Genomic DNA, 13,568 nt, shown 5'->3' on the forward strand with positions numbered 1-13,568 from the left:
CCAAGATACCAAAAACGTTTTCTGGTGCGTCGGCTTTTGCCAACGCGCAGCGTCTCACCCGGGAGAAGAATTCGTAGAGTGTGCTGACTACGAAACTTTATGTACTATTGACTCTTAGCAGCACAACTAGAGGAATTAAACCAAGTAGCAGAAGATTGCGGAGTCTGAGAAATCAGGGTGACTTCGCCTTTGTTGTTAAATACCCAACCTGTCGCCGGCATAATTAATACTGCTTTTTGTTTGCTGGGGGTTGGGTTTGTCGGATGACTAGAAACTGCTTGTTGTGTATTAGTAGCCGTGAGGCGAACATCTTGCCAGACTGGATTACTACTGACAAATTCATCAGGTTTGGGAGGTAAACCACCACGTCCAGTATCAGTAAATGCACTAGCTATTTTCTCATCGACAGCGCCACAACTTTGGGCAATTTGTTGGGATGGGTCACTAGCATTTGTGGGTAAAGATACAATACCTTTACTGGGGTCAATATCCGGCGAACTGATGCTGACTATACCGTTTAATTGTGGGTCAGTTTGGGAAATGGCGGTAATATCATTGGTATCCAAGAATTGGGGGTCAAGTTTTTGGGGGTTGGTTGTACCTAATTTCGCTTCGAGTTCTTCTCTAGTCAGGGTTGCTAGTCCAATCACTCCCTTGGCGCTAATTTCGATGATTCCACCGCTACCAGAGAAGGCATTAGCCGCGATATCATTGTTTTCTAAGGCAGCAGAGACGATAAAGCCTTGATTTGGATTGAGATTAATGGCGATCGCACCGCCATCACCACCCGCACCTTCTTTTCCTGCGGTAGTGGAAATCACACTTTGGCGGCGAAATAGCAGTAAATCTTGCAAGTTGAGTGTAATCCTACCACCTGCGCCACTGTTGGTATCTGCTGTAATCTTTGCATGATTATCCAAACTCAGGCGATCGCTTGTAATGCTAATATCACCAGCTACACCCGTACCCTGACTATCTACAGAGATTTTCGCTTCATCTTTAATGGTGACTTGGATTGGGTCAATGTTGATTGTACCGCCATTGCCAGTAGAGTTGACTTCCGTATTGGCGAACAGTCCACTATATTGATTAATTGGGCCGAGGATGCGTTTGACTTCGCTATCATTTTCCGGTAAAACGAAATTGTAAGTATTTTGAAGTAAATCGAGTTGGTGTTTCAGTTCATTGAGTTTTTGAATGTAAGTAGGGTCTGACAGAAGAACTATAATCTGATCGATTCCATTAAAGTTATTAATCAAGTTTTTAATAGGTTCGAGTAGACTGCTAATTTCTGGATTCTTTGCCACTAGCAGAAAATCATAGCTATTTGTAAATTGATCTAGTCGGTTTTTCAGTTCATTAAGTAATTGAGCCGAACTAGGATCTGCAAGCAATGCATTCAAGTTATTAATCAAGCTATTAATCGGGTTGAATATTAGACCATTTTTTTTGTCATTTTCAACTAGAAAAAGATTGTAAATAGCTTTTATAACCTCAATTCGTTGCTTTAGTTGATTAAGTTGTTGTTCATATGCATAATTTTTTCCAGCAAGTATAATATTATCAGTTGCACTAACTTTGATACTACCTGCTGACCCACTTCTATAGGCATTAGTGATAATTTGCCCGCCACCTGCCAGCTGAAGATTATTCACATTAATATTGATATTACCACCGCTACCACTACTTTTAGAAGAAGCGTTCAAAACACCTCCATCACTAATATTTAAACTTCCCGTATTAATAGTGATATTTCCCCCAGAACCAGCATTTGGTTTTTGACTTTCAGTATTCACAGATAATCCACTGTAAAATATAATCAAAGGTGCTGATCCGGATATATTAACAGCAGCCGCAGCTTGGTCTTGATCGGGGAGAGGATTAATAGTAATATTGCCACCATTGCCACTAGCAAAAGTTTCCGCATTGATTCTCGATCCCTCAGTTAGGGAAAGATACTGTGTTTTTATATTGACATTACCTGCATTCCCACTGCCAAAAGTTTGGGCATCTATTCTTGATGTTTTACCCAAAGAAAATGATTGAGTAATTATATTAATATTACCTGCATTTCCCCGCAGATAAGTTCTAGCATTTAAAATAGAATTGTCTGTAAAAGATACTGTTTTTTCAGCCCTAATAGAAACACTACCACTATCTCCTGACCCCAAAGTACTAGCATTTAAGATAGAGTTATTTGTTAAAAATAAAGCAGCAGCAGTGATATTGATATCACCACCACCCCCACCTTCTTGATTAGATAAAGTTTCGAGATCTACTAAAATTTTATTGCTACCAGTATTGATACTACTGTCCGCAAGGGAGACTGCACCATTATTTGCGTTAACAGTTATGCTTCCGGCTTTTCCAGTTCCTAGAGTATTAGCAAATAGCGAACTTTTATTTACCAAGGATACTGAGTTGGCGGCAATATTAATGTCTCCTCCCTTCCCGGAACTATAAGTTACAGTTTCCAAATTACTGTTAGTTATCAATAAATCTCCCAGAGATTTAACTATGATATTGCTTACATCATTCCCATCCCCAAAATTACTATTATTTACTAGCGAGTTTTCTATCGTTACTTTTGTAGCTGCAATAGTTATATCTCCACCAGTTTCAGAGATTATATCGCCATTCTGACTAATCGTATCTTGAGCTTGTAGGGTTAAATTTCTGCTAGCTTGTAACTTCCCCTGTAAATCGAGATTACCACCTACTAGCGTCAAATCTTGCCCAACACTTAAATTTCCATGATTGCTAATAATTCCCGATTGATCAGCCGCAAACTGTAACCCCGGACGCAAATTTACTGTCAATAGTGGTGCGGTTTCGGGATTGGTAGCACTAAACTTCAAGCCATTTTCAAACACAAAGCTATTAGCTGTCGTCGCCAAAAATGAACCCGCTACATCTAAACGCCCATTCGCTCCAAAAATAATACCATTGGGATTGAGTAAAAATACATTTGCTATGCCATCTACACCCAAAGTACCATAAATTTTGGAAGCATCGTTACCTGTAACGCGAGTTAAGATATTTTCAATTCCTGTGGGATTAGCAAAGTAGACTCGCTGTCCCTCAGCGACATTAAATTGTAAGAAACTGTGGAATAAGTTTACCCCTCTAGTAGCTCCGCCTTCAATCAGAATTGCAGGTAAGTCGTTAACATTAACATTTGGTGTCAATTTTGTAGTTTCTGCACCTAATGTAGAATCTGGGACAATTTGCGCTTGTGCAGAATTCGTATTAGTAATTAATACAATTATCAATCCCAATTTCCCTAATTGTTGGCGAAAAAATGGCAACATGTAAGTATTACCTATGGCGAATTAATTTATATGTTTTGATAGGTTCGCAGTACGCATTGACAGTGCTGAAAAATTCCGGACTAAAGTCCTGACTACGAACTTACGAATTATTGTTAATTTTTAACAGCACAACTAGAGGAATTTACCCAGGAAGCATGAGGAGTCTGAGAAATCAGGGTGACTTCGCCTTTGTTGTTAAATACCCAACCTGTCGCCGGCATAATTAATACTGCTTTTTGTTTGCTGGGGGCTGCGGTTGTTGGAGTGTCACCGGGCTGCGATGTATTACTAGCCCTGAGACGAACATCTTGCCAAACTGGATTACTACTGACAAATTCATCAGGTTTGGGAGGTAAACCACCACGTCCAGTATCAGTAAATGCACTAGCTATTTTCTCATCGACAGCGCCACAACTTTGGGCAATTTGTTGGGAAGGGTCACTAGCATTTGTGGGTAAAGATACAATACCTTTACTGGGGTCAATATCCGGCGAACTGATGCTGACTATACCGTTTAATTGTGGGTCAGTTTGGGAAATGGCGGTAATATCATTGGTATCCAAGAATTGGGGGTCAAGTTTTTGGGGGTTGGTTGTACCTAATTTCGCTTCGAGTTCTTCTCTAGTCAGGGTTGCTAGTCCAATCACTCCCTTGGCGCTAATTTCGATGATTCCACCGCTACCAGAGAAGGCATTAGCCGCGATATCATTGTTTTCTAAGGCAGCAGAGACGATAAAGCCTTGATTTGGATTGAGATTAATGGCGATCGCACCGCCATCACCACCCGCACCTTCTTTTCCTGCGGTAGTGGAAATCACACTTTGGCGGCGAAATAGCAGTAAATCTTTCAGGTTGAGTGTAATCCTACCACCTGCGCCACTGTTGGTATCTGCTGTAATCTTTGCATGATTATCCAAACTCAGGCGATCGCCTGTAATGCTAATATCACCAGCTACACCCGTACCCTGACTATCTACAGAGATTTTCGCTTCATCTTTAATGGTGACTTGGACTGGGTCAATGTTGATTGTACCGCCATTGCCAGTAGAGTTGACTTCCGTATTGGCGAACAGTCCACTATATTGATCCATTGAACCGAGGAGGCGTCTGGCTTCGCGATCGCTTTCTGGTGAACCCACTTGTGCTTTGAATTGTGCAAGTCGTTGTTCGTATTGCAAGTCCTGACCTGCGATCGTAATATTATCAGTTGCAGTAATTTTGATACTCCCGGCTTCTCCGCTTTTAAAGGTATTGGTGAGAATTTGTCCACCCCCTGTAATTTCCAGATTCTTGACATTAATTTCGATATCTCCACCAATACCGCTACTGTTAGAGGAAGCGCTCAAAACAGCACCGTCTTTAATGTTTAAATTACCAGTATTAATCATGATATTGCCACCAGAACCAGCATTTGGTTCTGCACTTTCAGTATTGACAAATAAGCCACTAGAAAAACCATTTAACGGTGCTGTTCCAAATATGCTAACAATAGCAGCAGCTTGGTTTTCATTGTTAAGCGGACTAATAGTAATATTCCCACCTTTGCCACTACCTAGAGTATCAGCATTGAGTCTCGAACCTTCTGTTAATGAAAGTAACTGTGTTGCAATATTAATATTACCTGCATCACCACTAGCAAAAGTTTGAGCATCGATTCTTGATGAGCTACTCAAAGAAAATGACGGAGTAATTATATCAATATTACCTGCCTTTCCACTGCCGAAAGTTTGAGCTTGAATCAGCGATTCATTACTGAAATCAACAGACTGGGCTTTGATATTAATATCGCCAGCATCTCCCTCCACATAAGTGCTAGCATTTAAAAGAGAATAGTCTGTAAAAGATACGGTTGTATCTGCTGTAATCTTAATCTTCCCGCTAGCTCCTGACCCAAAGGTGCTAGCATTTAACCGAGAGAAATTTGTTAATAATAAAGAACCAGTAGTGATATTAATATCACCGCCACCACCCTTACCTTCTGAAATTGGTTTGTTGGGATCTAATTTAATTTCATCGCTACCAGTGTTGATACTACTATGAGAAAGTGAAACTACACCACCATTTGTGTTAACAGTGACGCTTCCTGCTTTTCCAGTTCCGAGAGTATCAGCTAATAGAGAACTGCTGTTGCTCAGAGATACTGAATTAGCCTCAACACTAATATATCCTCCAGAACCTGAACTATAAGTAGCACTTTCTAGATTACTGCTAATTAGAGATAAGTCCCCAAGAGATTTAACAATGATATTTCCCGCGTTTTGCTCCAGGATAGTTTCTATATCCTTAAGTTGCACTTGGTTGCTAGTAGTCAAAAAAGTTTGAGCAAGCGTTACCTTTTTAGGGATGAGCGATGTATTATCAGAATCGTAACCAATAAAGATATTTCCGGAATTGCCATTACTAAAAATTCCGTTAGTCAGGCTGCCATCACCAGCAGAATTTTCGATTAAGGAAATATCATTTAAGGCATTAATAATTATATTTCCTGCAAAACCACCACCACTATTAGTTGTACTCACTCTGGAGCGATTTAAGATTACCGAGCCTTGGTTGGCAGTAATTTGAATAGAACCAAATAATTGCGCAGTATTGGCATAATTATCATTAACAGCCAAGCGCTTACTTTCACTCATAGCTTGGCTATCATTAATAGAAATATCTTTTTTATTGGCATTAATAGATATATTTCCCGCTGCTCCCAAGCCGTTATTATTGGTTTTTAACTCAGTTCTTTCCAAAGATATTGAACCAGCATTAAAACTCAGATTACCTGCATTACCTGTCCCACCTGCTACATCACTAACAATTGCGCTATCGGTAAGAGAAAGTGAGCCTATAGATTTAAGATAAATACCTCCAGCGTTGGCTATACTCTGAGCAGCAGTCACATTACTAAATATTTTGCTATTGGTAATTGATATACCATTAACACCTGCAATGTTGATATCACCAGCACTACCATTTAAACCAGGGTTATCAGTAATCAGGGAAGAATCAACAATATTCACTATACTGGGAGAAAAATTTGCATCTTCTGATTTGCCAATAAAGATTCGCCCAGCATTTCCTAGACTAGAAATCTTACTTTCATTCTCAACTCTCACTTCTTGAATAGCACTAATATTTACATCTCCAGCATAGCCTACACCAGTGTTTGTAGTATCAATTTGAGAATTATTTAAGTATACAGAACCACCTGTAGATTTTATATTGATGCTGCTAAATAATTTACCAGGATAATTTTCATCTACCTCATCAAAATGACTAGAGGCTTTGATCTGACCAACATATATATCACCAGGAGCCGCAATAAATACATCTCCAGCTAAACCATTGGGCGTTGTAGAGATTATTTCTCCCAACCTTGTATTAATTCCCCCATTTTTACTTATGAGAGTAATATTACCTCCATTACCACTACCAATCCCACCTAAATCGGAGAGTAAATCACCGCCAATGAAGATATTGTTATTGGCAATTAATTGAATATTATTATTACTATCAAGACCTAAAGAAATATCAATTGCTCCATTAGTTTCAATGTCACCTCGCGAATCAATAGTGACATTACCAAAGGTAAAGATTGCTCCTGTTTTGATGTTACCAGGAAGTCCATTAGGTGCGTACTGATTAGTTAAAATAATGTTGCCTTTTATCGGTTCATCTGTAGGAGACTTATTTAAGTTGAAAATGCTACCTATTTTGATATCTGCATTTGTCCTCGGTGCATTTGGATTCACTGGCTCAGTCATACCCGGAATAGGATTTGGTGTTAATCCTGGAGTTCCAAAAGCAGTCGTTCCGGCGCGAATATCTAATGTAGGTTCCCCTCGACCGTTGATAGCAACAGAATTCGTACCATTGGACAAACTAATGGATAGCGGTACATTTTCTGCGATCGCATTGCCAGGGTTAATTATATCTGCACCTGTGATTGTAATATTTTCAATATTCACAGCACCCCCTGCTAAGATATGCAAAGAAGCTCCTTCATAGTTACTAAAACGGACATCCCCACTCGCCCTGATAATGGGGTCATTAGGGCTAAATAGATTCCCTAAATTTCCGTCTAATTTCTCAATGCGAAAATTACCACCTGCCCAATATTGAGCATCTCCCGCTACGGTATTGTTACTGCGTAAAACCATATCTGCACCAGATAACAAGCCGCTATCAGGGTGATTCAGGGCAAAAATATCTATATTTTGATTACCTTGTAGAATTAACTGCTCACCTGCGTCAATTAGCAAAGGATTAGTAGCTGTATCTCGCAATTTGACCGTATCTTGAGCTTGCAGCGTTAAATTTCTCCCTGCTTGTAAGCTACCCTGTAAATCGAGATTACCACCCACTAGCGTCAAATCTTGTCCAACACTTAAATTCCCGCTATTGCTAATACTTCGAGATTGATTAGCAGCAAACTGTAACCCCGGGCGCAAACTGACTGTCAGTAATGGTGCGGTTCCGGGATTGGTAGCACTAAACTTCAAGCCATTGTCAAACACAAAGCTATTAGCTGTCGTCGCCAAAAACGAACCCGCTACATCTAAACGTGCATTCGCCCCAAAAATAATACCATTAGGATTGAGGAAAAATAGATTAGCCCGACCATCCACACCCAAAGTCCCGAAAATCTTCGAGGGGTCGTTACCGGTGACGCGAGTTAAGATATTTTCAATACCTGCGGGATTAGCAAAGTAGACTCGCTGCCCCTCGCCGACATTAAATTGTAAGAAACTGTGGAATAAGTTTATCCCTCTAGTAGCTCCACCTTCAATCACCGTTGCAGGTAAGTCTTTAACATTAACATTTGGTGTCAGTTTTGTAGTTTCTGCACCTAATGTAGAATCTGGGACAATTTGAGCTTGTGCAGAATTCGTCGATGTGGTGATTACACTACTAGTAGCGAGTAGAATTACCAACCCCAATTTCCCTAACTGTTGGCGAAAAAATGGAAGCATGAGAGTATTGCCTGTGGAGAATATTCAGGTGTCGTTTATACGCGATGCCAGATAAAAATTAAGTATATTTTTGGATGAAAATCATCCAATATTCTACTCATCTCCTCAGGAATTGGCGAGGCTGATGATTTTATTTATGCAACAAAAAACCCCATCCCAAGATTGGGCGGGGGGTAGGGGGGAGAAGGGGACAAGGGGACAAGGGGACAAGGGGGACAAGGGAGACAAGGGAGACAAGGGGGACAAATGACAAATGTAGGGGCGGGTTCACAGATATCAAAACTGATCAACGATGATCTAAATAAACCCGCCCCTACTGACAAATGACAAATGACAAATGACAAATCACTATTGACAAATCCCTTTTAATTCGTTGGTTTGGGAGCAGTACAACAAGGTAATAGAGGCTTATCTGTAACCTCCTCAAGGTTCACTGATTTCAATAAATCTGCCCAATATTGTTGGATTTCCGGATTGCTAGGATTTTGACGGCGTAAATCAGCTAAAATGCTGATTGCGTTTTCCCAAAAGCCAGCGGTTGCATAAAGAACTGCACGATCTAAAGGCTTTGGTGTCTCCTCTATCTGAGCAGCAATGTTTTCGTCCTGCAAGAGTTGTATTTTCCCTTCTTGATAGATATCTTGATCGCGGTTATTCGGATCGCAAATCATTGCAAAAGTCCAAGTATACTCTTTACCTGCTGTTAAAGCTGGTTGGTTAGCAGGTAAGGTTACACTAACAATTCCAGCTTGCTCAACTGGTGGGAAAGTTTCTTTATATAACGGATCGCTATTCTCATCTTCCCGCAATGCAAATTCTAGTCCTGCTAATGTTTTAGAAGTTTGAGGAATGTAGAACAAGAATGTTGGATGGTCTTTTGTGGTATGTTGAGCTTCTTTGCTTGTGGGAATTAGGGGGATGAAAACCTGTGCATTCTGGAAGCAAGCTCCCCGTGATGCTGCTGCTCTGACTCTACCAGGTTTCCCGGCAACAAAGACAATCAAACTCTTGCGACCTTGAATATAAGTTGTAACATTTCTAATTGCCGCCTTGGCATAAATATCTCCAGGGCGTACTTGCGCTGCTTGCTGAAAAAAATTCAAAGCTTTGCGGTAGTTTCTCTGCCTAGTTGCTGTGTAACCTTGACGCATATATTGGTCATAAGCAGAATCCGCCTGTGCCACTTGGAAAATTGGATATGCTGCTAAAAGTTTGGTTGTGCTGACAACAACAAAAGGTAAGCATACTAAAACAGCAAACAGATAACTTATCCAGAATTTACGTTTCATAATATTCAAATCTGCTGGTACTACTGTACCCAGTTTCTAATACATAAGACTCCATCTGTGTATCATAGGTTTCTCATTGGGCATCCCTTCTCTGCGAGACGCTACGCGAACGGCTTCTCTGCGAGACGCTGCGCGAACGCTCAGGGCAAGTGGGCATTGGTTAAGAAATTTTAGACTGTGGACTGTTGAGTGTTGAGTGTCAAATTCCTTTAAATCCCATATCGGCTTCTATTTGCTGTTGCATCTGGGTAGAACTCGATTTACCAGATGCGATCGCGCTTTGAGTTTGACGCCCAATGCCAAGCTGGCTGAGGAATATGCCTACTAAAATTAAGCTACCACCAATATATTGAGGCATAGTAGGGACTTCATTTAGTACCAAAAAAGCACCAATGATACTTACTATGGGTGTAAATGAGCCAATTAAGGAAGCAGTAGATACTGTAGCAGTTCTTAAGCCTTTAATCCAAAATGACTGGCCTAGCACTACAATCACAGCACCATAAACTAACATCCATTGCCAAAGAAAAGGTGAGGATACATCCATAAAATGCTCTCTACCATAGATTTTTAAAGCAATGCAGAAAAAAATCACGGTTCCTAGGGCAGTACGAAATATATTGTAAATTCCTAAAGGAATCTGCGATAAATATTTTTTACCAATAATTGTGGAAACGGATGCAACCAAAGCTCCTATTGCTGTCAAGATTTCTCCTAAACCTAATTTTAGACTCCCCATGTTCATTATGACTTCGCTAGGAGGCTGAAGGAGAATTGTGAGGCTAACACCAATAAATGCGGCGATCGCACCGCCAATTTCCCACTTAGTTACCCGTTCTCGCAATAACCACACCGAGAAAGCTAATGTTAACGGGGGTTCTAAGCGTCCAATCAGAACTATGTTGTTGACTGGTGCGATCGCTAGTGCTTGGAAAAATAAACCAGGAGCCAGCGCTCCCGATAAAATGGCTACGGCGGTGAGACTGATCCAATCGGTTTTTGATAGCTGGCGTAAATTCCCTGGCTTCCACTGTCGCCAGTAGATTGGGATCATGACGATCAAGGCGCAAAGATTACCGACAAATAAGACATTACATAAGGAAATGGGATTGCGATCGCCGATTAAGTGATTAGCACCAATTTCTGTTAGCTTGCGGGTGACTGCACTAGATGCTCCAAAGATGAGGATTGCTAGCCAGAGATATATGTGCCCGGGAATTTGAGGCGTGAGGCTGTGTCGTCTTTTTACTCTAGTCACAATACACCACTGCTTACTAAGTTGTCCTCATCCATTCACAATGAGGCTTGGCTAAAAAAATACTGAAATTACCTGTTAGTTTAAAATGCCATTCCTCTATGAGGAAATGCTGAGAAGCAAATTAATTTTCTCAAGGGATAAATTCATCAAAATCATGGTTGAGTTTCAGATGAGCTTCAGTCTCAACAGCCATAGTGTGGTTGTTCCCAAGATTTCCCAGATTAGGAGTAACAAATGAAACTCGCCGCCATGCTCACAAGTGTTGCTTTAGTTGGTTGTTTTACAATTTGGGATGCTCCCATTAAAGCAATCAATCCAATACTTGCTCAAGCTTCAGCCGCCGAAGCCAAAGATGCTACAGGCTTAACTCCTCAACAAAAAATTGAATTTCTCGCCAAGCATAAAGGTGAATTTGGCAGTGGTGACGCTTTACGTCGTTACTTCTTTGGCGATCTAGAGCCAATTGCTGTACAGCCCGGTGGTGCAGGTATGGTGGTTAATCTTTACAACAAAACCAATGATGTCACGATCGCCTACTGTACTACCTACGATGTGGTTGTGGCGGTCAAGAAAGGCAAAGTAACTAAGTTTGCACCAGACGAAGTAAAGTAAACTCCACACTCAAGTTAGTAAAGATAGGGGAGACAAGGGAGACAAGGAATTTTCCCCGCGTCCCTGCGTCCCCCCGTCCCTGTGATTGATAAGCCTTGTTTATGGATACTATCCATAATTATTTGTCAAGTTGTGTTGACTATTTGTAACAAAATTGTTAAACTTATTTACATAAGTTAACAAAGTCAAGAGAAAAAAAATTATGTATACAACTGTTAATGAAGACGGCGTTCTCAACAACTACGCAACTGAACCCCAGATGTACTACGCCGAATACCCTGCAATTTGGGAACAACGCAAATATCTTTTACAAGCTGGATTCGCGACATTACTTGTCACCACCCTCGTTTTGCTTGGCTTGAGTGTTAGCTAAGATTTTTTGATTTCGGTATCAGGATATCGCATCGTCATTTACCTCTTCCCCATCACCTCGGTTGATCGCCGGGGTTTTTTTTGCTGTGGAGCGCCTTTTAGTTTTCGATGGAAGTGCCTCCTCTACGTATTTGTTCAAAAATCAAGTAGTAAGTAACCACGCAAAATTAATTACAGTCATTGCGAGCGTTCGCGTTAGCGTCTCGTTCGCGTAGCGTCTCGCAGAGAAGAGAAGCGAAGCAATCCCGTCCCTTGCGATTGCTTCATTCCGCTGACGCTCCTTCTCCCAAGGGGAGACGCTAACGCGAACGTCGCTAACGCTCCATTCGCAATGACATTGTGTAATTAATTGTGTTTAACTACTTAATTCTATATAAAAACTCCCAACACCTAAGTGCTGGGAGTGTACAACTCTAACTAACCTTTACTAACCTCCAGAGAAAGCGGAAAATATCCTAGGACTTAGCTTCGCTGACAACGCCTAGTTTTTCTTGAATTTTCTTCTTAGCAGCTTTGAATTCAGTAGCTAATTGTTCAGTTTGCTCGCTGCTTAAGTTGTTGCGAATAGCTGCAAACATTGTGCTTTCTTCTTGACGGATATGGTCGCCAATTGCATCCATCAACTGTTTGACTTTTTCTTTGAATTGAGGTGAAGAGGGGCTAAGAGCCTTAATTTCTTCTAACTCTCGTTTTGCTTGAGCTTGTTCGTCGTAAAGTTCTTGGGTGTCAGCCGCACCGTAGAAAGCGCGTACTCTTGGGTAAACAACTTCCTCTTCAGCTTCAGCGTGAGCTGTTAAATCCTTGTAAATTTGGCCGAAGTACTCTTGGATTTTTTGGGGATCGTTGCTTTGTAGCAGTTCGGTGAACAGAGTATTTACCTTGCTGTGATCCGCACGGATGACATCCTGGATATTCATATCCTTTTTGTCACTGTTTTGGGTAACTGCGCTACCTACTACACCACTGACTGCGGCTAAAGCATCTTGAACCCGCGCCCAAATACCTTGATCGGCTTCTTGTCCAGTGAGTTCACGAACACCCAAAATTTCGAGAATACCTTTGAGTTGCTCTTGGTGAGCGCGGTTTTCAAAGTTAATGGCGTTCAAAGGTCCGATCGCTAACATCACGTCAGCACCAACTTTTTGCGCAGCCTTGTGCACAATCAAGCCACTCATGACTACTTGATGCTTCAGCAATTCATGCTGAGATACTTTCTCATACAAGCTAAGTTCGGAACCTTGGAACATCTTCCGAGCCTTGTCAACAAATTCGCGAACTGTTTGTTTGGGTTCAGCTTGGATACCATACTGACCGATAACAGTTTCTAAAATGCCCAGGTTTTTTTCGTCATCTTTGATGAAATCCCGGATGCGGTCAGAAATTTCGGAATCCAGACCTTGCTGCAAAAGTTGTTTTTCATTTTCTAGCACCAACTGTTGCAGGACTTTTAGAGATGCCAATTTAACGGCGATCGCATTCCGTTTAGTATCATCTAAACTAACTACCATTTTTCAGTTCTCCTCGGAAAAGCATGATTATTTGTCACTAATATCAAGTTTGCATATTGCTGAGAATCCTTCCCTCTTTCTTTTGAGTGATTACCTTGGTGACTTCAGGTAGATAAGCAAAAAATTACTCAACCAAATTAATACTTCTACTTTTAGATGGAGAAGGAGTTAATCTTTACTCACTCGTTAGATAGATAAATTTTTATTGCAGATTTTTTAGATTGACTCAAAGATAGTCAAACAATTTTGGATTTTAG

At 40.9% G+C, this 13,568-nt stretch carries 7 protein-coding genes; 2 read left to right on the forward strand and 5 right to left on the reverse strand.

What is annotated here, in order from left to right; genetic code table 11:
• Positions 1–104: 104 nt before the first annotated feature.
• From AACU32_RS07460 to AACU32_RS07475, 4 genes are all read right to left on the reverse strand, one after another.
• A complete protein-coding gene (locus AACU32_RS07460) occupies positions 105–3,311 on the reverse strand; it encodes a two-partner secretion domain-containing protein (RefSeq protein ID WP_096599010.1) in 3,207 nt (1,068 codons plus the stop codon).
• Between the two features lie 113 nt (positions 3,312–3,424).
• Complete coding sequence (locus AACU32_RS07465) at positions 3,425–8,272, reverse strand: two-partner secretion domain-containing protein (RefSeq protein WP_096599011.1); 4,848 nt, start codon at positions 8,270–8,272, stop codon at positions 3,425–3,427.
• Between the two features lie 365 nt (positions 8,273–8,637).
• The gene (locus AACU32_RS07470) at positions 8,638–9,561 is read right to left on the reverse strand and encodes a DUF928 domain-containing protein (RefSeq protein WP_339377634.1); all 924 of its coding nucleotides are present in this window, start codon (positions 9,559–9,561) and stop codon (positions 8,638–8,640) included.
• Positions 9,562–9,760: 199 nt separating this feature from the next.
• Positions 9,761–10,819, reverse strand: coding sequence for a DMT family transporter (locus tag AACU32_RS07475; protein ID WP_096599013.1), 1,059 nt, complete (start codon positions 10,817–10,819; stop codon positions 9,761–9,763).
• A 234-nt stretch (positions 10,820–11,053) separates the two neighbouring features.
• Between AACU32_RS07475 and AACU32_RS07480 the strand changes: the two genes are divergently transcribed.
• On the forward strand, positions 11,054–11,431 hold the full coding sequence (locus AACU32_RS07480) for a hypothetical protein (protein WP_096599014.1): 378 nt from the start codon (positions 11,054–11,056) through the stop codon (positions 11,429–11,431).
• 202 nt (positions 11,432–11,633) lie between these two features.
• Positions 11,634–11,804, forward strand: coding sequence for a photosystem II assembly protein Psb34 (gene psb34, locus AACU32_RS07485; RefSeq protein ID WP_339377635.1), 171 nt, complete (start codon positions 11,634–11,636; stop codon positions 11,802–11,804).
• 454 nt (positions 11,805–12,258) lie between these two features.
• On the opposite strand, the gene AACU32_RS07490 is transcribed toward psb34, so the two are convergent.
• Positions 12,259–13,311 (reverse strand): hemerythrin domain-containing protein, encoded by a 1,053-nt coding sequence (locus AACU32_RS07490; RefSeq protein WP_096599015.1) that lies wholly within the window; start codon positions 13,309–13,311, stop codon positions 12,259–12,261.
• Between the last annotated feature and the right edge of the window lie 257 nt (positions 13,312–13,568).

The sequence above is a fragment of the Calothrix sp. NIES-2100 genome (assembly GCF_963875285.1).
Classification (GTDB): Bacteria; Cyanobacteriota; Cyanobacteriia; order Cyanobacteriales; family Nostocaceae; genus Aulosira.